16 protein-coding genes and 1 pseudogene are annotated in these 20,932 nt (G+C 68.8%); 8 read left to right on the top strand and 9 right to left on the bottom strand.

The window, feature by feature from the left end; all coding sequences use genetic code 11:
- Nucleotides 1-9 precede the first annotated feature (9 nt).
- From ACQEVC_RS18155 to ACQEVC_RS18165, 3 genes are all read right to left on the bottom strand, one after another.
- Nucleotides 10-717 (bottom strand): hypothetical protein, encoded by a 708-nt coding sequence (locus ACQEVC_RS18155; RefSeq protein WP_432878842.1) that lies wholly within the window; start codon nucleotides 715-717, stop codon nucleotides 10-12.
- Nucleotides 718-1,217: 500 nt separating this feature from the next.
- Entirely contained in the window at nucleotides 1,218-1,784 is a 567-nt protein-coding gene (locus ACQEVC_RS18160) for a hypothetical protein (protein ID WP_432878843.1), read from the bottom strand.
- Nucleotides 1,785-2,148: 364 nt separating this feature from the next.
- Entirely contained in the window at nucleotides 2,149-3,420 is a 1,272-nt protein-coding gene (locus ACQEVC_RS18165) for a hypothetical protein (protein WP_432878845.1), read from the bottom strand.
- 253 nt (nucleotides 3,421-3,673) lie between these two features.
- Between ACQEVC_RS18165 and ACQEVC_RS18170 the strand changes: the two genes are divergently transcribed.
- Nucleotides 3,674-4,267, top strand: coding sequence for a transposase family protein (locus ACQEVC_RS18170; RefSeq protein ID WP_432878848.1), 594 nt, complete (start codon nucleotides 3,674-3,676; stop codon nucleotides 4,265-4,267).
- Nucleotides 4,268-4,423: 156 nt separating this feature from the next.
- Here the strand turns inward: ACQEVC_RS18170 and ACQEVC_RS18175 are convergent, their stop codons facing one another.
- Nucleotides 4,424-4,840 (bottom strand): hypothetical protein, encoded by a 417-nt coding sequence (locus tag ACQEVC_RS18175; protein WP_432878850.1) that lies wholly within the window; start codon nucleotides 4,838-4,840, stop codon nucleotides 4,424-4,426.
- 184 nt (nucleotides 4,841-5,024) lie between these two features.
- Here ACQEVC_RS18175 and ACQEVC_RS18180 point away from each other — a divergent pair.
- From ACQEVC_RS18180 to ACQEVC_RS18195, 4 genes and pseudogenes are all read left to right on the top strand, one after another.
- Nucleotides 5,025-5,590: pseudogene (locus ACQEVC_RS18180) on the top strand (Uma2 family endonuclease).
- Nucleotides 5,591-6,070: 480 nt separating this feature from the next.
- A complete protein-coding gene (locus ACQEVC_RS18185; protein WP_432878853.1) occupies nucleotides 6,071-6,382 on the top strand; it encodes a calcium-binding protein in 312 nt (103 codons plus the stop codon).
- Nucleotides 6,383-6,405: 23 nt separating this feature from the next.
- Nucleotides 6,406-7,518, top strand: a complete 1,113-nt coding sequence (locus ACQEVC_RS18190) for a hypothetical protein (RefSeq protein ID WP_432878856.1) — start codon at nucleotides 6,406-6,408, stop codon at nucleotides 7,516-7,518.
- A gap of 366 nt (nucleotides 7,519-7,884) precedes the next feature.
- On the top strand, nucleotides 7,885-8,598 hold the full coding sequence (locus ACQEVC_RS18195) for a peptidylprolyl isomerase (protein WP_432878859.1): 714 nt from the start codon (nucleotides 7,885-7,887) through the stop codon (nucleotides 8,596-8,598).
- A 173-nt stretch (nucleotides 8,599-8,771) separates the two neighbouring features.
- Here ACQEVC_RS18195 and ACQEVC_RS18200 read toward each other — a convergent pair whose 3' ends face one another.
- The 4 genes from ACQEVC_RS18200 to ACQEVC_RS18215 are packed head-to-tail and all read right to left on the bottom strand — an operon-like array spanning nucleotide 8,772 to nucleotide 15,826.
- Entirely contained in the window at nucleotides 8,772-11,957 is a 3,186-nt protein-coding gene (locus ACQEVC_RS18200; protein WP_432878862.1) for a helicase HerA domain-containing protein, read from the bottom strand.
- A complete protein-coding gene (locus tag ACQEVC_RS18205) occupies nucleotides 11,957-12,610 on the bottom strand; it encodes a hypothetical protein (RefSeq protein ID WP_432878865.1) in 654 nt (217 codons plus the stop codon). The genes ACQEVC_RS18200 and ACQEVC_RS18205 overlap by 1 nt, the downstream gene beginning before the upstream one ends.
- A complete protein-coding gene (locus tag ACQEVC_RS18210) occupies nucleotides 12,597-13,601 on the bottom strand; it encodes an endonuclease domain-containing protein (protein ID WP_432878867.1) in 1,005 nt (334 codons plus the stop codon). The genes ACQEVC_RS18205 and ACQEVC_RS18210 overlap by 14 nt, the downstream gene beginning before the upstream one ends.
- Nucleotides 13,598-15,826, bottom strand: coding sequence for a helix-turn-helix domain-containing protein (locus ACQEVC_RS18215; protein WP_432891504.1), 2,229 nt, complete (start codon nucleotides 15,824-15,826; stop codon nucleotides 13,598-13,600). The genes ACQEVC_RS18210 and ACQEVC_RS18215 overlap by 4 nt, the downstream gene beginning before the upstream one ends.
- Nucleotides 15,827-15,955: 129 nt before the next feature.
- On the opposite strand from ACQEVC_RS18215, the gene ACQEVC_RS18220 reads away from it, so the two are divergent.
- The 3 genes from ACQEVC_RS18220 (at nucleotide 15,956) to katG (ending at nucleotide 19,321) form a co-directional block, all read left to right on the top strand.
- The gene (locus tag ACQEVC_RS18220) at nucleotides 15,956-16,096 is read left to right on the top strand and encodes a hypothetical protein (RefSeq protein WP_432878870.1); all 141 of its coding nucleotides are present in this window, start codon (nucleotides 15,956-15,958) and stop codon (nucleotides 16,094-16,096) included.
- Between the two features lie 554 nt (nucleotides 16,097-16,650).
- Complete coding sequence (locus ACQEVC_RS18225) at nucleotides 16,651-17,055, top strand: Fur family transcriptional regulator (protein WP_432891506.1); 405 nt, start codon at nucleotides 16,651-16,653, stop codon at nucleotides 17,053-17,055.
- 34 nt (nucleotides 17,056-17,089) lie between these two features.
- Entirely contained in the window at nucleotides 17,090-19,321 is a 2,232-nt protein-coding gene (katG, locus tag ACQEVC_RS18230; RefSeq protein WP_432878873.1) for a catalase/peroxidase HPI, read from the top strand.
- Nucleotides 19,322-19,441: 120 nt separating this feature from the next.
- Here the strand turns inward: katG and ACQEVC_RS18235 are convergent, their stop codons facing one another.
- Nucleotides 19,442-20,854 carry an LPXTG cell wall anchor domain-containing protein gene (locus tag ACQEVC_RS18235; protein WP_432878875.1) on the bottom strand — a complete coding sequence of 471 codons (1,413 nt, stop codon included), beginning with the start codon at nucleotides 20,852-20,854 and terminating at the stop codon, nucleotides 19,442-19,444.
- Nucleotides 20,855-20,932 lie beyond the last annotated feature (78 nt).

Consider the following 20,932-nt stretch of genomic DNA (forward strand, 5'->3'; position numbering starts at 1 on the left):
GGCCACGCCTTACCCGCGCCGGTGTGCCGTCGGCTCCTCGGCGAGGCGCTCCCGCAGGTATGGCAGCGTGCTCAGGGCGAGGTTTCCGAAGTGGTCCTCGGCCACGTTGTCGCGCCAGCCGTCGGTGAGGACCACCCGCACCGGGGTGGTGGCGATCTCGGCCCGGACCACCTTGTCCACGATCTCCGGGTGGACCCGGAGCGGGTCCGCCCGGTTGACGAACTCGTACGCGTCGGCCGGCTCGAAGTCGAGCGTCATGCCGAACGAGTCGGAGCCACCGCGGGCGTACGTGACGGTGTCCCGCACGTGCACTTCGCGCACCGGCGCGGTGAGTCGCAGCGGGACCCGTCGATGCAGCTCCCGCACCGCCCGCCGGGCGGAGAGGACGAAGCCGCGCTCATTGCTGTCGACCTCGTGGTGAGCGAACCGGGTCAGCACCACCCGGACGGCGCTCCGGCCGAGATCCGCGCGCATCGCGTCGGTCAGAAGCCGCTTGTACTCCCGTACGTCGTCGTCGTGCTCTCGCATGAGAAGCGCCAAGTGGTCCGGGTCGGACGCCCAGGCGGATGCCCAACCGGGTACCCGCGCCGGCGCGGCGTCGATGAACTCGTACGCCTCGGCCGGCTTGAAGTCGACGACGACGATCGCGAAGTTGCTGCCGCAGCCGGTCTGCCTCCGGTAGCTGGCGTCTATCCCGCGCAGCGGCGATCTCAGCATCGCGTCAGGGTGGCAGCGCCCGGGGCGCGGGTCAACTGCCGGGGGTTGGCGTGCCTATCGCGTATGCCGCTGGTGGCGGCGCTCGCTGCCGTAGTCGTCTCGTTGTTCTCCGTCCACCCAGGCCTGGCCGCGTCCGCCGCTACGCCGACGAACGTGGCTGATCCGCCGGGAACAGTGTTTTGGTGGAGCAGGGCTGCGATCATGACGCATGCCTACAGGTACAGCCCGAAGGAGGCGGCGCCTGGGTGCTGCATGCACCGTCCCGTGCCTGACCGCAACATCACCGGCACTCTCATTTCTGGGGACCGCACTACGACTTCAACGAGTCCGATCGAGTGCCAGCAGCGGTTCGGCCGGCACCCGGTGCGGGTATGCCACGGCACGGCATCCGCCAGCTGAGTCTGGACGGTGAAACCTGCGGACCGTCCAGATTCAGCTGGCGAAGTGCTCGTCAGGGAGTCGCCGCACGTCACCCTGAGCTGGAGGCGACAGCGGCGGCGTCAGGGGTCGAGGTGCTCCCAATTCTCGGTCTGCGCGCAGTCGTTGAACCCGAAGCGTTTCCCCGCCGGGCCGATGGCCTTTGCGGCCTTGTTGACGATGCCGGACTGCAAGATCAGTACCATGTCCATCCCGGCCCGGAAGTTCTCGAACTGGCTGCCCAGGTTGTCCAGCTCGGTGATGTATTCGTTGAGCTTGCCCGACCAGTCGTCCAGCTCGGCTTGGCTGGTCTCCGGCTTGGGCATCTTGCGAACGTGGTCGCGCAGATCCTCCAGGAGGGCCACCCGTTCGCGGATCTTCGGCACGCTGTCGCTACTGATTCCCTTGCCGTAAGCCAGGTCACCGGCAAACCGTTTGCTGATCGTGCGGCATTTCTCGTCGGCGCTCTCGATCAGTTCTTCCTTCGGCGAGGAGGAGCAGGCGGCGACGGTTAGCATGATGATCCCCACGACGACACCTGACATGCGATTCACTCTCATGGCGACATGATGCGCCTCCCGCCCGGGAGGGGTCCCGCACTGCAGGGCTTCGGCGAGAACCACTTCGCCAGCCTGCTCGATGCTGTCCACCGGCAGTTGGGCGGGTCGATCGTGCGCCGGACGACCGGCCGGTGCTGCCGACGAACCCGATTACCCTGTCCGGCCTGGACGTACTGAAGTGGGGGCGCCAACTCCAGCGCTTCACCGGCCGCAGAGAACTACTGCCCGAGACCATGAGCGCTATTCAACCCGTGCCGGGTTGGTGTGATCAGATTGGTGTGTTGCCGAGGGTAAGGGCGGCCGCCTTGCGTCAGATCACTTCGACCGGGTCGCCCTGCAGGCCGGCTTCGGTACGCCGCGGCGCTCCGGCAGCCGTTCCACCCGCTTCGGTGGGTCGACTGCGGACGGTGGCAGCCTCCGCCAGCCGAACGATAACGTCGGTCATTCCGTCAGCTCACCACCACGCGGACAGCTCGCTGAGCACGCTGCCGCTGAACTGGTCCCGCACGCAGACGATGCGCGCCTGGGCGGGCGACTTCAACGGCAGCGAATAACCGGTGCGGGCATGTCCGGAGTGAGCCGGCCGGCCACCCGAGATGAACCGCTTGCCGTCCGGGGAGAACTCCACCACCGCGCGGTCGCGCAGGAACGGTGTGCGGAACACCACTAGCCTGATCGATCGGCGCGCACCAAGATCGATGCAGAGTCGCTGGTGTGACTCGGCCGTGCAGTTGTCAGCCTCCACCGAGCAGCCGCCGGGCAGCCGAACCTCGGCATGTCGTTCCAGGTCGCCATCGGTCAACGGGCAGGGCGTGACGGTGGGCCGCAATCGTCGCTGGTTGTCGTCAGCCAGACACGGCAGACCGCGAGACGGCGCCGGTCCGGCCGACAACAGACCCTGGCCACCCGACTGATATCCGTACGACACCGGCGGCGTGTCAACCGAGGTTGCCACATCGGCCATCACCACGACCTCGATCGAGGCATCCTCGTACAGCCGAGTATCGACGAGGGCACTGGTTCCTGTAGTCGGACGCGAAACCAGCTCCGGTCTGCCGGAGCCTTGCGCCACCACGCGTACGGCCACCGCATAGCTCACTCGCCCGCCATGTGCCGCAGCCGCAGGCAGGGGTGACCAGCTCACCCGGGCGCTGCCCACACCGGCCTCTGTCACCGTGATCTCGGGCTCCCAGAGTATGAGGTCCGGAAGGCGCTGCGGCGTAACGCCCCGCTTCACCGTGGCCACGGTTCGGGGTCCGATCGACTGGCCGGGAGCGGCGGGTTGAGCGGCGCTGATCACCAAATCTGGGCTGGACTTCATTTTGCTGGCCGGATAACTGTATTGGCCGTCGGCAGAAACCGCCGCTTCCTCGGAGCCGCCGCAAAACGACGGGATCAGGCACAAGAGACCGAGGCTCGCGACGAGCGCGAAGCCGGTCCGCCATTGGTCCTCTTTGGTCACCTGAGCCAGCGAGACCGTAGCCTGATTCGCCGCCCGCCCGTCAGGGCGGATCACCCGCCCGTACAGCGCCCCGGTCGCGGACGGCTCCGGTGCAGGACCGGTGGGTTCCGGCGCCGAGGCGTGGCCATCGGGTCGACAACCTGTCAGCAGCAATACGACGGCGATCAGACCTGCGGCGAAGGCCCGCTGGGCACCGGATCGCCGGCCGGTCGATCGGGTCGATGGCCGGACCCGGGCACGCACCTGACGAACGGACGACACCATTTCTTTGGCTCCATAGCTTCGCACGGTCCACGCGAGCGTGGATCACCCGTGCAGGATCTTACTCCTTCGGCCGAGTTGGGCCGTCGACACGTTTCGTCGCAAGTTCGCCGCTACTCCGCAGGACTTCCCGCCTTTCGAAAGTAATCGACCTGTGACGTGTCGCTAGCCGTCACAACAGCCGCCCTTGCGATAGATCGCGAGGACTATGTGGAACAACGAGATCACCGCCGGACGGCCGGCGCGGTGCGAGGCTATGACCGGGCTGCGTGGCGATCAAGTCGCCGAGTTGGTGAACGCAGTGTTCGCGCTGCTCGGTGGCGTGTGGCAGCCCGTGAAGGGCAGGCATCGGATTCTGGGCCTGTATCGGGCGGTGGTGCTGGCCTTGTTCCTGATGCGGCGCAACGAGTCTCAGAAGGTAGCCGGGGAGTTGTTTAGCTGCTCGCAGTCCACTGTGTCGCGGGTCGTGCGCCGGTTGCGGCCGCTGCTGTGTGAGGCGACCGCCGCCTTCGCCGGTGACATACGGACGCGAGCGAAGCGCTCGGCGGTGCTCGTCGACGGGTTCCTCGCCCCGACCGGTGACCGCGTCGGCGTTGAGGGCATGTACTCGGGGAAACGGCACGGCAGCGGATTCAACGTGCAGGCCGTGGCCGACCTTGACGGCCGGCTGGTCGATACTGGCCTGCCCTGCCCTGGCGCCCGCCACGACAGCAAGGCCCTACACGAGTCCGGCATCGGCGGCGGCGCTGGATGTGAGTCTCAAGGTGGGTTTCGAGCCGCGCGGCGAGGCGGCTTGAGTTGCGGGCAATCGCCGTTGTGCCACTCGTCGTTCACCGCCGCGAGCCTGTGACCTGGTCAGACCTGCCGGCAGTGGATTACCTGAGACGGTGATGTGCGGTTCGCGCGGCGACGCGTCCGGCCCACATATGTCTCATCCTCCTCTGGGACTTGGACCGGATGATCTCCTTGCTGGTGGACGGCCCACCGCTTGCTCGCGGTGGAACCGTCAACGGCGGCGATAGCGTTCGATGAGTTGGCCGTCCTCGGTACAGAAGAACCGCCAGCCGTTGGTCTCAGGGCGTTTGCGGCCCGGGTTGAGGTGGCGAACCGTTTCGACAGCTGCTTGGCTGGGGGACTTGAAGGTCCGTATGAGGTCGGAGTGAGGTGCTTCGGTGATTCGGAGCCTTTCTGAATCGAGATCGAGGTAGCCGGTGACGCGTCGTCCTAGGTAGGTCGCGGTCACTTTGATCTCATCCTGGCGCTGCTTGGACGCCGACGGCTCGTGTTGGGGATTGTCCGGGGCGGGCGCTTGGTTGGACGTGCCGAACACGCGATCGACCGCTTCTGTCAGTGACACTCCTGCAATCTTGGCTGCGAAGGCCAGCTTCTCGTATGCGGCATCGCTGAACTCGACCGTAGGCATGCGGAACCTCCCTCTAGGTAGCATGATCTACCTATAGAAAGGTTGACGCTACCTGGGCGTTGTGTCACGGTGCGTCCAGGCCAGCAGACCGGACCGCACACACGGCGGCGCCGGTTGTTGTCGCGCGGGTAGGCGTTGACATGGCACGCTTGGGGCAGCATCCGCCGAGAGGTGAGGCGATCCGATGAGCGTGGCAGTGCTGGAGCACCCGGGACCGTGGAGCGAGGACGAATACTTCGCGCTCGGCGAGACCCCGAACCGGATTGAGCTGATCGATGGAAGCTTGTGGGTGAGTCCCGCGCCGAGTAAGCGGCATCAGCACATCGCGCTCCTTCTTGCTATGGGACTCTACGCCCCGGCTGAGCAGGCCGGACTGCTGGTCCTGCAGGACGTCAACCTCCGGCTGGCCAGTGGCCGCATATTGCAGCCAGACCTCGTCGTGGCCGATACCGACGACGACGGCAACCGGTTGAGGCCGTCGAGGTCAAGCTTGTCGCTGAAGTGGTATCGCCAAGCAACGCCGGAACGGACAGGTTGCTGAAGCCGCAGCTGTATGCAGCGGCCGGGATTGGCTGGTATCTGCGGGTGGAGCAGCCGCAGGACTCGGTCGAACTGCACCTTCAGAGACTGGACGGCGACCATTACGTTCCGTACGTCGTGGCAGGTTCCGGTCAAGCACTCGCTTCGGAGGAGCCGTTTCCTTTCCAGGTCGAAGTAGCCTCTCTGTTGGACCGCCGCCGCCGTGACTGACACCCTGGATGTTCGGCTTTGGTTGGTAGAAGGTGTGGACACGTACACAAACGATCTCTGATCCCGCTCCAGGTTCGTACCCCGAGTTCACACGAGGTGTCTCACACCATCCTGGCCAAGAGGCGGCCGACTGCGGAGAAGGTAGCTGAGTCGACTACTCGCGCCTATCCACCTCGCCGCGCCCGTACCCCTCACAGCAGTCCGCCCGATGCGCGCACACTCGCAGCTCGACAGCCTTGCCGGGGGCTCCGGGTGGCGGCGGATAGGGCTCATCGGGCCCCACCACGTACCCGTGACCTGGTCAAATGTACCGGTAGTGGATCACCGGCGACCTGGATCTGCGGTTCGCGCGGCGACGCGTCCGCCCAACTTCGATCTTGTACGCGAACCGTGGCCCGGATGTCGGGTCGATGGTTCGCTACGGGTGGGGCGCTGGGTGGCGCTGATGAACCCTCGGGTTGCGTTGTCTATTCTGCGCGGGTGTCTTCGCTGGGTGAGGCTGAGCTCGATGCTCTGGTTGCCGAGGCGGTCGTTGACTGCTACGACGAGCATGAGCAGCTCACTGGTCTTTTCACCATGATCCAGGACAACTTGGCGGTGCCCTTCGCCACCGAGGTTCTCGGTGTGCCGGTGGTGGTCCGGAAGGTGGATCTGCGCTCGTCCGGGATCGTGGCGATCTGTCACCGCGGCCGGATGCGGCAGGCGATCGGAATCCTGGACCTTCCGTTGCCGGATCCCGCACCTGATGGTGCGCAGTGGATCGAGGCGTACCGGTGGTGGGCCGGCCGGTGAGTGAGTACCAGTACTACGAGTTCGTGGCGGTCGACCAGGCGCTGACTCCGAAGCAGCAGGACGAGCTGCGGGCGGTTTCCACCCGGGGCCGGATCACGGCGTCGAGTTTCGTCAACGAGTATCAGTGGGGCGATCTCAAGGCCGATCCGGCCAAGTGGATGGAGAGGTACTTCGACGCGCACCTGTACCTGGCGAACTGGGGTACCCGGCGGATCATGCTGCGGTTGCCCAGAGCGGCGTTGGTCCCGGAGACTGCGGCGAGGTTCTGTGTCGGTGAGTCGGCTGGCTCTTGGGCCACCCGTACTCATGTAGTCATTGATCTTCGCAGCGAGGACGAGGACGGCGACGAGGCATGGTGGGACGAGGAGGGGCGGCTCGCGGCGATTGCTCCGGTCCGGGCGGATCTGGCCGGTGGTGATCAGCGGCTGCTGTATCTGGCCTGGCTGCTGTGTCTGCAGAACCAGGAGCTGGATGACGACGAGCCAGAGCCACCGGTCCCGGCGGGGCTGGCCGAGCTGAGCGGGCCGTTGCGGGCCCTGGCCGATTTCCTTCGCCTCGACCCTGATCTGCTGGACGCGGCGGCACGGGCCAGTCGGCCGCTGACCGACAAGAAACCTTCGGTCGCCGCCTTACGCCGATGGGTGAAGGGCCTGCCGGAGGCGGACAAGGACGAGGTGCTGGTCCGGCTACTGCGTGGTGATGCCGGGTTGCTGCGATCGGAGCTGCTGCGGCGGTTTCACGGCGTAGCGGAGGAAGTGCCTGCCGGGGAGAGGCGGACGGCGGGGGACGTGGTCGCTGCGGCCGAGAAACGCCGGTCTCTGCGGCAACAGCAGATTCGGGAGCGTGAGGCTGCCGAGCGCAGGCGTCGTGAGGAGGCGGCTGCCGCGGCCCGTGAGCGGCGTCTGAACGGGTTGGCGCGGAATCCGGTGCTGGCCTGGAACCAGGTGGACGAACTGATCTCGACGAAGCGTCCGAAGGATTACGACGCGGCTGTCGCTCTGCTGAGGGACCTCCAGGCGTTGGCGGCCCGGGAGGGAGAGATTTTCGAGTTCGCGGAGCAGATGACCCGGCTGCGAGAGCGGCATGCCCGCAAGCCGAGCCTGATCGATCGTTTCGACCGGGCCCGGCTGGACTGACAGATCCGGGGCGTGCGGGACCGATCCTTGCCGGTGGTGCGATGTGCATCGTTGGCCGGACCAGCTCAGCCGATCGTGCCGGGGCCTTCTCCTCGTGCCGCGCTCACATCGAGACGGACTGCCGGTGCACCACGGGATGCAGACCAAACGCGGTCCGAGACGCCAGGACACGCGTACTTGCGAGATCGCCGAGGGCCGACGCAAGAAGCCTTCCCGGCATGGCTGATGTCGCCTTCGGGGCCTGGCGGACCAGGTCGAAGGAGCGGAGCTACCCGCCGATACGAGATCGAGTCGGCGCACGCTTGACGAGTGCATCGATGTCCGTTAGACCGTGTGGGGAACTCCTACCGGTCAATGGAGGACAACGTGGCCCCACGTCGCATCGCTGTCACGGTGCTCACTGCCGGCCTGCTGCTCGGCGCTGGCGCCGCTCCGGCACATGCCGCCGCCGTGTCGCCGGAGGTGACGAAGGGGCCCTGCCAGTACACCGAGACTCCGGACGAACCGGCGGCACGACCGGTGCCGCTGCCGCGTGATCCCCGGCATACGCCCGACCGTGGCACGGTGACGACCACTCTGGTCACCAACCTCGGCCTCATCCCGCTGACCCTGGACCGTGCGCAGGCGCCATGCACCGTGCAGAGCTTCCTGCACCTGGTCCGGCACAGGTTCTACAACCGGACCATCTGCCACCGGCTCACCACCTACCCGACGCTGAAGGTGCTGCAGTGCGGCGACCCGTCGGGCACGGGCTCGGGCGGCCCTGGATACCGGTACAGGGACGAACTGCCGACGGACCTGCCGCCCGCGCCCACCGACCCGACCGGCGAGCGGAAGGTCTACGCCCGCGGAGTGCTGGCGATGGCCAACGCCGGGCCGGACACCAACGGCAGCCAGTTCTTCCTGGTCTTTGCCGACTCGGCGCTGCGGCCGAACTACACGATCTTCGGCAGCGTGCGGCCACTCGGTCTGCGTACCCTCGACCGGGTCGCCGCGGGCGGCGTGGCGCCGACGGCCGAGGAGCCGGCCCCGGTCGACGGCACTCCGGCCCTGCGCACGGAGATCTGGCTGGCGATCTAGCCTCCTGGCGATCTAGCCTCGCTCAGGCGCGAGTGTTGCCGGAGGTTCCGGTCCGGGTCGGCTCGGGCTCACCGGACATCACCCCCGCACTCGTGACCTGGTCAAACGTACCGGTAGTGGATCACCGGCGACCTGCATCCGCGGTTCGCGCGGCGACGCGTCGTGCGGCCGGTCTACTCATCACCGCCCGATGGGATGCGGCCCGTACCGCGTGCCCGGTCCAGCACCTCGTCGACGGTCAGCGGGCTGCGTGGGTGGTGGCTCAGCGAGAGCGGCGTTTTGATCTTCCGCGGCGCGGTGCCCTCGGCGGCGAGATAGAACTCGCCGACGGTCAGCCGGGAGATGTCAGGTACGTCTCCTCCCTTGGCCCTGGCCATCTCGCGTGCCGCCTCGATCTGGATCGGGCTGTTCATCAGGCCGTACAGCTGGGTTGCCGCGTTGCCCGGGATGCGGTTGTGCAATCCCTTCGGCGCCTGTGTAGCGAAGATCAGCCCGAGTCCGTACTTCCGTGCCTGGGCGGTCAGCGCCAGAGTGCTCTGCGTGCAGGCCGTCATCGCTCCGGACGGGGCGAAGGTCTGGGCCTCGTCCATGACGAGCAACCCCAGCAGGGGCCGATCACCTGCGGGGTTCCTCTTGATCCAGGCGAAGAGCGCCATCTGGAGCTGATTGACGAAGCTCTGGCGTACGTCGTCGGACGGCAGGCCCACGAGGCTGATGACCGAGATCCGGGCCCGCTTCCCATGCTCGGGAGTGAGTAGGACGCCGGGATCCATCGGCGTGCCCTCGCCGCCGAAGAGTGGGTCGTTCACCATGGCAGCGGTCAAGGTCTGAGCCAGGCCGAGACCGATCTTGTCGGCATCGTCGAGGTCGATGATGCCGTCCGGAAGGTCGGCCAGCGTGTCGATGAGACCCTTCAACCGGGAACCCCCGCGTCGGCCGTAGTGCTCGACGGCCTTGCGCAGCACCGCAAGCCCCAGATGTGCCTTGTTGGCCCGGCCGGTGACCAGGGCACGTGGCGCGAGGGACGCGACGGCCGCCTCGACGGCCTCGCCGAACTCGTCCGGATCGTCGCGCACGCTGGTGAAGTCGGGCAGCGGCTGGAAGCTCAGCGGGCGGCCCGACGTGCGCCGCGGCGTCCAGACGACCACGTCGGTGTGCGCCAGATAGTCCTGCGCCCTGGCCGCGTCGCCCGGTCGCCACTGTGCGGGCGGGTCGGGCCACCGCTCGCCGAGGCGGGCAAGGTCGTTGTTGGGATCGAGCACGATGGCGGAGACACCCTGGAGGGCGCACTCCTCCACGACGCGGCGGACGAGTACGGTCTTGCCCGAGCCCGACCCGGCGAAGATCGTGGTGTGCTTCCGGAGTGCCTCGAGAGCCAGCGGCACGGGCGTCGCGTCGTCGTACCCGTACCCGACGACGAACGCCGGTCCGGCCGGGGCTGCGGTCGCCGGAGCCGGCTCGACCGGTCGCGCGGTCTCGGCGGATTCCGGGTCCGGTCCGCCGTCCGCCGTCCAGCCGTCGACGTCTGCCAGAGCGTGCTGCAGGAACTTGAGGTCCCGGGTCGGCCGGCGCGCCGCCAGCCACCCCTGCAGGTCCATCGTGGCTTCGGCGAGCATGACCCGGAGCGCCGAGAGGATGCGCAGGTCCTCGTCGTCCAGGCCGATCGTCTGCCCGCCGGCCTCGGTGAACGTACCGACGGCCTTCCGGGTGGCCGCGCTGCTCGACCATTCGCCGTTGCGAAGCAGGAACAGTTTGCGTTTGGTCAGGCCGGTATCGAGGGCTGACGCTACGCATGCCTTGCGGAGACGGGCCAGCGCCGCGTTGCCGTGATGGTCGTCGCTGATCGCCCGGAAACACCAGTGCACCTGGTCCTCGGTGCGCTCGTCGAGCGTCAGGCGCAGCCGGGCATGCAGCGGCGGATCGGTGCTCGGGGGCGGGTCGACGCTGAACGACTCCCCGGCGTCCCCCCGTTCCAGGATCCAGGCGGTGAGCCCGGCGGCGAGCAGTGGCGGCATCACCTCGTCCTCCGAAGCTCGTTCGAGCGGCGTGGTGATGTCGGCGGCGTTCCTCAGCTCGGCGAAGCGGCCGTCGTAGCGGTCCATCTCCGCGGTGGTGGTGCTGACCGGGGCGGGCCGGGGTGCACGGGGTTCCGCGGCGGGCGGCTCGCCGAGGCTGTCCATCTCCCGGACCTCGTCGTCGGCGACACAGGTGCGGATATGCCGGTCGATCTCGATGAGCAGCTGACGTGGAGTGAATGCACCCGCCTCGGTGAAGGCTTGCGGGGAGACCGGCCACGAGGGGTACGGCGGGGTGAATCCGACCTCCTGGTACCGGAGGGTGAATCGTTTTTCGATGATCGCCCGGGCGAGATCGGCGTTGTCGATCCGGCGCAGCGTCGGCGTCTCCCGGAACCGGTCGGCCACCGTGTCGGCGGCGGTGGACTTGATGATGGTCCACGAGTTCGGGATGCAGGCGAGGACGGTCAGCGTCCGTCGCGTCGCCTGGCGCAGTGACATGAGGCCGTCCGCCATCCGGGCCAGCATCAGCGCCTGTTCGGGGCTCATCGCGGCGGCGCCCACCAGGGAGGGATCGCTCTGGATCGCCAACTGGGCGATCAGCGTGTCGACCTGGTCGATCGCCACGACCGACGGACCGGTGAGAGCCAGCAGCCAGGACAGATCCTGCACGATCTGCTGGGCCGGACGAGGGGCACGCCGCATGCCCCATTCCGCGCGTTCGCCGGAAACGACTTCTTCTCCGGACAGGAAGTAGTTCTCCGCGAGATCGCGATGGGAGATGTCCTCGGAGGCGCTCAGCGCGAGCGCTCGCGCGGTCTCCTGGCACATCCGGGCCACGTGCCGATCGAACCCGCCGAGCCCCTCCAGGAAGGCGTCGAGCGCCGCCCGGGTCAGTTCGGTCTCGCCCATCACGGCCCGACGCGCCGTCCGGGGCGCGCCCACCATCGCCGACAGGCGCCGCAGCAGCAGTTTGAGCTGAGTCTGCCGGCTACCGGGCACGGGCCGGGACAGGCCGTCCAGCATCGCGGCCAGCACGCTGTCCCAGAAGCTCCCGGCGTCGAGCAGGCTGACCAGGAAGAAGTAGCCGCCCTTCTCCTGCACCTGCTGGCGGATCCAGCCCAGCAGGTGGGTCTTGCCGGACCCGCGCAGGCCTTGGACGACCAGGCCGAGCGGGCTGCCGTCCGTGCTCGCCCGGGCCTCCTCCACCCCGGCGAGAACATCCCGGACGACCGGGATGTGCAGGCCATCGACGTGGAAGGGCAGCGGTCGCCACACGTCGTCGGGAACCGGCGCCCAGTTGAACCGCAGTGCCGCCAGGGCGGCGCGTTCCGCCTCGTTCATTACACGCCGATCGCCAGCAGGTGGTTCTCCTGGCCGCCGAGGCGGAGGGCTGCCTTGATGTCCGCCTCGGTGAGCGTCTTCTGATTCGACTCCGGAGCGATGTTCACGCCGTCCTCGCGGCTGAGCCGGCGCAGGGAGTCGTCCAGGTCGTCCCGCGGCACGTCGGCGAAGAACGGGCGGAGCCGGCGCAGGCTGACCCAGGCCCCGGGCTCGTCCGCGAGCGCCCGGTACGCACTGACGATCCGCGCCTGCAACGGCCCGGACGGCTCCGTAGCCCGGGTGGCCGCCGGCGCGCGTACGTCGCTCAACGCGAAGAGTTCGGTCAGCGTGGCGCAGCCGCTGCGGGTCAGCAGACGATCGCGCAGGCTGGCGTGCAGGGCGGTCAACGCGGCGCCGAGTGCCGTCGCACCGCGGAGCGTGAAGTCGAGGTCGTTCTGCATCCGCACCCAGCCCTTGTCGTCCAGTTGAAGGGCGTACGTCGATCCGCTCTTCCGGCTGGCCACGTAGTGCAGGCGGGTGAGCTTGTCGCGCTGCGGCTTGCGTACGTCCAGGCCGTACTGCTTGCGGAGTTCGGTGTTCAGCACCTCCCGCGCCTCGACCATGAGTACGATGAGGATCGCGCTTTCGGATGCGTTCAGGTCATCGCCGGCCATGAAACTGTCCTTCCGCTATGTCCCGGCGACGTGCCCGCAGATACGTACCGATCTGCTGGACCACGGCGCCGACGTCATGGGTTACTCGGGCATTGGTGAAGCGCAGGACGGCATATCCGTCCAGTTGCAGCTGGACATCGCGCTGCCGGTCGGCCTCGAAGCGAACCGGACGACAGTGCTCCGGCCCGTCGATCTCCACCACGCAACGTTCGTCCGGCCACAGCAGATCCAGCCGCACCGGTGCGGCCAAGGCATGGGGCTGGTAGCTCTGGTTCCACATCCGTCCGGCCGACCAGCTCTCGGCGGCCAGCGCCGCCTCCAGCGTCTTCTCGACGTCGCTCGCCGGATGAGGCTTTCCGACGACCGCCCGGCCGTCGTGGGGCAGGTCGGACGATGCGAGCGGCGGTTCGATCCAGAACTCCGAGAGCCCGTCCAGCCCGGCCGCCCCGGCTCCGACCAGCCAGACGGCCGGACCGCCGTGGTGCACGAGCCACGCGGCCCCGGCCGCGACGACGGCACCGTCGGCGCCGGCTGGTTCGACGAGCAGCACGACCTTCCGCCTGCCGAACGCGTCGGCGACGAGGCGGGCCAGCGCGGCTGCCCGGGTACGCAACGGGAGGGCAGTGGTGGCGGCTCGTCGTGCGGTCACCGCGAAGATGGCCAGGTCCGGCAGGAAGAATCCCGGGTAGCGGTCGCGACGTGCCCGTGCGGCGGCAGCCACCCGGACCGCGGCGAGCCCGGCTGTGTCGGGACGGACTCCTTCCGCCGCTTCGGGGAGCCACGCCGGCAGGAGTTCGACCGCGACCTGTTCGAGTCGGTTCAGCGCGGCATGCACGAAGTCCGCCGGCATCGCGTGTCTCGCGTCCGAGCGGTGCACCACGGCGGCCAGCTCCGCATGGTCCCGGGCGATCAGCATGGCCAGCGCATCACTCTGCGCACCGGGCAGGGCGATCGCGCGATCCGACGGGATGTCGGCCAGGTTCCGGTTCACGGCGTCGCGACCGGATCGGCCGGTGATCCGTCGGCGTGCAGTCCGTACGAGCGCAGCCTGAGGACGGCCACAGCGGCCCTCCAGTCCCTGCCGCAGTCCGTCATCTTCAGCGCGATCAGCCGTTCGGCGGCGAACTGGGTGCCCGCATCCACCTCGGCCCGCAACACCTCGTCGTTCCGAAGCTCGAACAGCAGCGTCGTGAGCTGCTCGGCGCCGTGCCGGCGGCCCTCGACCACGGCGCTCCGGAGCGTTTCGATCTGCGCCTCAACGCCGGTGGTGATCGAGCCCGCGTCATCCGCCTGCAGTTTGCTCAGCCGGTTCGCCGCCGACTCGTCACCGGCGTCCGCCCGTACCGCCAACTCGTCGAGGCGGCCGTGCGTGGCGAGCAACTCGGCGAGGAGATCCGCCGCAACGCGATGCCCGGCGTCCGCGAGGTCCTCCAGATCTGGCAGGAAGCCTCGGTCGGCGAGCAGGTACGTCAAGTCGTCCACCGCGACGAGGTCGCCGTCGGCAGCGCGTACCCGAAGGTCTGCGGTCTCGCCGCCGTCGTGGAGAAGTTCTGCCAGGCGGATCTGGTCCCGCGGGTCGGAGGTCCGCAGGCCCGCCGAGCGGCCGCGTAGCGCGAGCACGTCGCGGAGAGCGTCCGTGACGGTGTCGTCGTCGGGCCTCTCCTGCGCCTGGTGAAGCAGGACGGAGACGGCCTCGGCGAGGCGATCCTGCCGGACGAGCAGCAGGGCCAATTGCACGTGGGCCGGGTCGTCGCCCAGTGTGCATAGTCGGCGCAGCGCGCGTTCCTGAAGTGGGTATCGCATGCGGGCGGCGGCTGCCTCCCGAACCCGGCGGACGTCGTCGGTGTCCTCCAGCCGGTCGATCAGGGCTTCCCACAGGCTGTCCGGAGGACAGTGCGTGCGACGGACCTGTCGCAGACGCTGAGCGAGATAGTCGGCGGCCACGTATCCGGCGAGCGTGCCGGGGCGGCGACCCGGCCGGGGCGACAACGCCGCGACCGTGCCGTGTACCGGTTTGGTGGCGTAGGAGAGGGCATCGTCCAGCCAGCGCGCGGTATCGGTCACGCGCTCGGCCGGAGCGAGGTAGCCCGCCATGGCGTCGACCAGGAGCTCCGGTGCGAGGGGCGTGTGGACGCCGAGCCGGCGTGCATCGGCCGCGGCGGTGATGGCCGCTCTCGCGTACGGTGGGGCCTGTTCCCAGCGGTGGAGTAGATCCGGCCCCGCGGCCAGCACCTGGGTCAGTCCGGCATCCCTGCTGTGCAGGGCGATCCGGATCCGGGCGTCTGTCTCAGCGACCCGCTCCGCCGTACGGCGCTCCTGTTCGCGCAGCGTCGGCTCGACACTGATCACTTCGGCGAGTTCGAGCAGGGTTCGGTCGTCGGCATGCTGATCGGGCAGCCCGACGGGTCGCAACTCCTTGCGAGCGGTGTACTCCTCCGACCAGAGCGTGCCGACCACGATCATGCGGGCGTTCTTGAGTGAACTCACGGCGGCCCTGGTCAACGGCGGTGTGGAGCCGAGGAAGCGGTGCATCTCGTCCAGCCAGACCACCGTCTGCTCGGCCGGCTCGTGCAGCAATTGCAGGATCTCCTGGGTGGTCGCCGGCTGGGCCAGTGGCCAGTCCGGCACGATGCCGCGGACGGCCTCGTACAGCGACCGGGTCTTGCCGGTCGACGAGCCACCCACCAGCAGGACGAAGCAGCCCTGCTCGGCTCCGCGCCGGATGAGAGCCGAGAGTTCGTGATCGAAGCACCGGCTGACGTACCTGGGCAGCTCATCGACCGTGTCGGGTGCCCGGATCGCGGCGTGGATGCCGAGTTCGCGCGGGGACACGTCCGTGAAGCGAGGGGCGCCGTCACGCCGGTCGGCGTGGGCGGCGATCCGTTCCCACGTGGCCAACACCTGGGCACGATCGGTGTCTGGCAGGTCCAAGGCGGCGACGAAGCTCTCCACGATGGGACGCGGCAGGGCTCGCTTGCCCTGCAGCAGGTCGCTCACCGTGCTGCGCTTCAGTTCACGGCTGCCGTGCCGGCCGACGGAGCGCGTCCGGCGCTCCAGGTCCGCATAGGACAAGCCGGATCGCGCCTTCAGCAATGACAGGTACGTGGCGAGATCACGCCAGTGGCGAGCGGTCGAAAGATCGGCGAGGGGGGTGGTGGTCAGTGGTATCAGCCCCTCCCACCATCGGCCCCGGACGTCCCGGGACAGCGTACGAATCGGCTTCGGTCAGCGCCATACCGCCGTCTTCGGCATCCGGTGCATTCCCATTTCCTCCGGCATCGTCCGCAGCCCTCGACGACGAGCATCGGCCCAGCTCAACCTGGTTACCGGCCATCCCGGGGTCGGGTGGCCGATTACCAGCAGGGGGTCGTCGTGCACCAGTGGACAGTCGTGTTTCAGACCGTAGGTGAATTCTTCTCCGCTGTGGGGGCCGTGGTTACCTTGATCATCATCCTGAAAGAAGGTGGTAATCGCATCGATGATTGAGGCGCCGCCCACCGGTCGGATACCGACCAACACCGCCCGTAATGGGTACGTGTGTGTCTCGGCGTTTGATTGGCGTCGCCGATCCACCCGGCCTGTGGCGAACGTTGATCAACTAACTGAACCTTTTTCAACCTGAACCGCGCGGCGCTCACGCACCGCGTCCGACCTCGCGCTCCAACGGACCGCAAGGGGAGGTTGAAAAAGGTTCACTGTTCACGCCGGCATTCCCTGCCGGTCACCGGGCCGAGCCCGTGGGTTATCGAAGGCCGGGCAGAGTCTCAGCCCGGCCGCGCCGCTGGCGCGCCACAGACCTTGACCGTGACGTACGACGGGAAGATCTTCCGGGCGCGCTGGTACACCCGGAACCAGACGCCGGGTGATCCGTTCGGCCCGTGGAAGCTGATTAAATAGCGGATGCCGTAGCCGGGCTCGGGACCGGATGGTCCCGGGCCGGGGTGGTCCCGGGCCGGGGTGACGTCGCACCCATATTCTTGACTGATTCCAGAAAAGTGGCCAGACTTCCGGGCGTGACGGCGACCCTGGACTTCCCGCAGATGCTGCGCGGTGCCGCGTTGCGGGTGACCCGTCCCCGGGTCGCGGTGCTGCACGCGGTCTACGCGCACCCGCACGCCGACACCGACTCGATCATCGGTGCCGTGCGTGCCGACCTTCCCGACGTGTCCCACCAGGCCGTCTACGACTCGCTGCACGCGCTCACCGGCGCGGGTCTGATCCGGCGCATCCAGCCGTCCGGCTCGGTGGCCCGCTACGAGTCGCGGGTCGGGGACAACCACCACCACGCCGTGTGCCGGTCGTGCGGCCGCATCTCCGACGTCGACTGCGCCGTCGGCGATGCGCCCTGCCTGACCGCTTCCGACGACGACGGCTTCGCCATCGACGAGGCCGAGGTCATCTACTGGGGCCGCTGCCCCGACTGCTCCACCGCAGGCCAATCCTGAATTCTCTGATCCGCGAAGTCACGGAAGGAACCAGATGTCCGAAAACCACGACGCCGTCGTCCACGACGCGGAGGCGGGCAGCGAGTCCCGCTGCCCCGTCGCGCACGGGCGTGCCCCCCACCCCACCCAGGGTGGCGGCAACCGCGGCTGGTGGCCGAACCAGCTCAACCTGAAGATCCTCGCCAAGAACCCGGCGGTGGCCAACCCGCTCGGCGAGGAGTTCAACTACGCCGAGGCGTTCCAGAGCCTCGACCTGGCCGCCGTGAAGCAGGACATCGCGGAGGTGCTGACCACCTCGCAGGAGTGGTGGCCGGCGGACTACGGGCACTACGGCCCGTTCATGATCCGGATGGCGTGGCACAGCGCGGGCACGTACCGGATCAGCGACGGCCGCGGCGGTGCCGGCGCCGGGATGCAGCGCTTCGCGCCGCTGAACAGCTGGCCGGACAACGGGAACCTGGACAAGGCCCGCCGGCTGCTCTGGCCGGTGAAGAAGAAGTACGGGCAGAGCCTCTCCTGGGCCGACCTCATGATTCTCGCCGGCAACGTCGCGCTGGAGTCGATGGGCTTCAAGACCTTCGGCTTCGCCGGTGGCCGCGCCGACGTGTGGGAGCCCGACGAGGACGTCTACTGGGGTCCCGAGACCACCTGGCTCGGTGACGACCGCTACACCGGGGAGCGGGAGCTGGAGAACCCGCTCGCCGCCGTCCAGATGGGCCTGATCTACGTCAACCCGGAGGGCCCGAACGGCAACCCGGACCCGATCGCCTCGGCCCGGGACATCCGGGAGACGTTCCGCCGGATGGCGATGAACGACGAGGAGACCGTGGCGCTGATCGCCGGCGGCCACACCTTCGGCAAGACCCACGGTGCGGGTCCCGCCGACCACGTCGGCCCGGAGCCCGAGGGCGCCCCCATCGAGGAGCAGGGACTGGGCTGGAAGAGCAGCTTCGGCACCGGCAAGGGTGCGGACACGATCACCAGCGGTCTCGAGGTGACCTGGACCTACCACCCGACCCGGTGGGACAACGAGTTCTTCCACATCCTGTTCGGGTACGAGTGGGAACTGACGAAGTCGCCGGCCGGCGCGCACCAGTGGCGCCCCAAGAACGGCGCGGGCAGCGACATGGTGCCCGATGCGTACGATCCGTCGAAGCGCCGCGAGCCGCGGATGCTGACCAGCGACCTCGCGCTCCGGTTCGACCCCGTCTACGAGCAGATCTCACGGCGTTTCCTGGAGCACCCGGAGGAGTTCGCGGACGCGTTCGCCCGGGCCTGGTTCAAGCTGACCCACCGCGACATGGGCCCGGTCGTGCGCTACCTCGGCCCGGAGGTCCCGACCGAGACGCTGATCTGGCAGGACCCGATCCCGGCGGTGGACCACGAACTGGTCGACGCCGCGGACGTCGCCGCCCTCAAGGCCCAGATCCTCGCCTCGGGACTGTCGGTGTCCCAGTTGGTCTCCACCGCCTGGGCGTCGGCGTCGACGTTCCGGGGCGGCGACAAGCGCGGCGGCGCCAACGGGGCGCGCATCCGCCTGGAACCGCAGAGCGGCTGGGAGGTCAACGAGCCCGACGAGCTGGCCCGGGTGCTGCACACCCTGGAGGGGATCCAGCAGGCGTTCAACGCCGCCCAGACCGGCGGGAAGAAGATCTCGCTCGCCGACCTGATCGTGCTGGGCGGCTCCGCCGCCGTCGAGCTGGCCGCCAAGACCGCCGGCCAGCCGGTCGAGGTGCCCTTCACGCCGGGGCGTACGGACGCGTCGCAGGAGCAGACCGACGTGGAGTCCTTCGCGGCGCTGGAGCCGACGGCGGACGGGTTCCGCAACTACCTCGGCAAGGGCCACCGGCTGCCGGCCGAGTTCCTGCTGGTCGACCGGGCCAACCTGCTGACCCTGAGCGCGCCGGAGATGACCGTCCTGGTCGGTGGCCTGCGTGTCCTGGGTGCGAACTACCAGCAGTCGCCGCTGGGCGTCTTCACCACGACCCTCGGGTCGCTGACCAACGACTTCTTCGTCAACCTGCTCGACCTGGGCACGACGTGGCAGGCGACGTCCGAGGACGCGAACACCTTCGAGGGCCGTGACTCCGCCACCGGCGAGGTCAAGTGGACGGGTACCCGGGCCGACCTCGTCTTCGGCTCCAACTCGGAGCTGCGGGCGCTCGCCGAGGTCTACGCCAGCGACGACGCGCGGCAGAAGTTCGTGCGCGACTTCGTCGCGGCGTGGGTCAAGGTGATGAACCTGGACCGGTTCGACATCGGCTGATCCCGATGTTCCCGGACCGGCCCACCCGGGTCGGTCCAGACGCCAGGCCCGGCTCGTCCACCGACGAGCCGGGCCTGCGCGTTTGTCCGCTGCTGGATCAGCCTGTCCAGCCGACCAGCGTCAGCGTCGTACCGTCCGACGTCGGCGGCTCAGGTAGAGGAAGGCCGCGCCGGCGATCAGCAGCGCCACGCCGATCCCGAGGAAGGTGATGGTGTTCGTACCGGTGAGCGCCAACCCGCCGCCACCACCGGACGCCGCCGTCTCGGCGTTGTCCCGGGCCGGCGGGCCCTGGGCGACGTTCGCTCCGCCCGCCGGCGACTCCTCGGTCACCGGCTCGGTGGCTCGGCCGGTCGGAGTGGCGGAGCCACCTGCCGGCTTCTGCGGAGTCGGCTTCTGTCCGGCCGGTTCCTGCCCGTTGCCCGGCTGCTCCTGGTCCGGTTCCTGCTCGGGAGAGTCGTCGCCGGGCTGCTCCGCCGGTGGCTGCTGGCCACCCGGGTTGCCGGCGGGCGGCTCCTCGTTACCAGGCTGCTCAACTGGCGGCTGCTCGTTGCCGGGTTCTTCGGCGGGCGGCTGTTCGTTGCCCGGCTCTTCGGCCGGTGGCTGTTCGTTGCCGGGCTGCTCGGCCGGTGGCTGTTCGTTGCCGGGTTCTTCGGCCGGCGGCTGCTCCTCGGCCGGCTGGACCTGGATGCGGACCGAGTCGAGCGCGGGGATCTGGTTGGCCCGGACCATCATTGGGACGCGGTGTGAACCGTCACCGGCCCACGACGAGCACTGGGCGAGACCGGCAGGCAGCCCGGGCACCTCGATGATCACCGAATCCGGTTCGTCGCTGCCCTTGCCGTCCTCCGTCGCGACGAAGAACGCCGGCACCGGAGCCGGGTCGGCCGCCTCGTTCGTGGTGGTGAGCATCCGGCAGGCGGTATGGAAGTGACCCCGGACCAGGCCCTCGTCGTCGAGCAGGGAGGACTCCAGGTAGTAGCCGCCCCGTCCGGCGGGTAGGAACCGGTCGCGGACGAGATTGCGGGTGCTCACCACGAGCCGGAACGGCTGTCCCTCGCGTACGGTCCGCGGCGCCTGGGCGATCAGCAGTGTCGGGTTCTGCTCCGCGGCACCCACCTCACCGAAGGCGGTCCCCACGCACCGGCCGCCGTCCTGGAAGCCGGTGTGCGCGGGAAGCTCGCTCGCCTCGCAGTCGTCGCCCAGGGCGTTCAGGCCGCCGCCACCCGGGGTGGCTCCGCCAGGGGTACCCGACGGCCTGGCCGGGCCGGTCGACGGCGGACACGTCTCGGCGGACGCCGGCGGCGACGCCTCGGCGGTCGCGTCGTCCCCGGCGGCGCCGGGACTCTCCGACCCGGCGGCGGACGGCGGTGGGGAGCCTGGCTCGCACCCGGGGGCGGCTTGCTGGCTCTCCGCGTTGGAGATCTGTGTGACACCGACCAGGCCACCGAACACGGCGAGAGCGGCGGCCACGGCGAGGAGGCGGCGGCGCTGGCCGGAACCGGTGGAGGCGCGACCGCGGTGCGACCGTCGCATATGTATGAACCTCCCGAAATCATGCGCTGCGGCTCGGACCGGTGGGGGTTCCGGCTGCCGTGACGGACGACCGTCTTC

Source organism: Plantactinospora sp. CA-294935 (assembly GCF_050936445.1).
Taxonomy (GTDB): Bacteria; Actinomycetota; Actinomycetes; order Mycobacteriales; family Micromonosporaceae; genus Plantactinospora.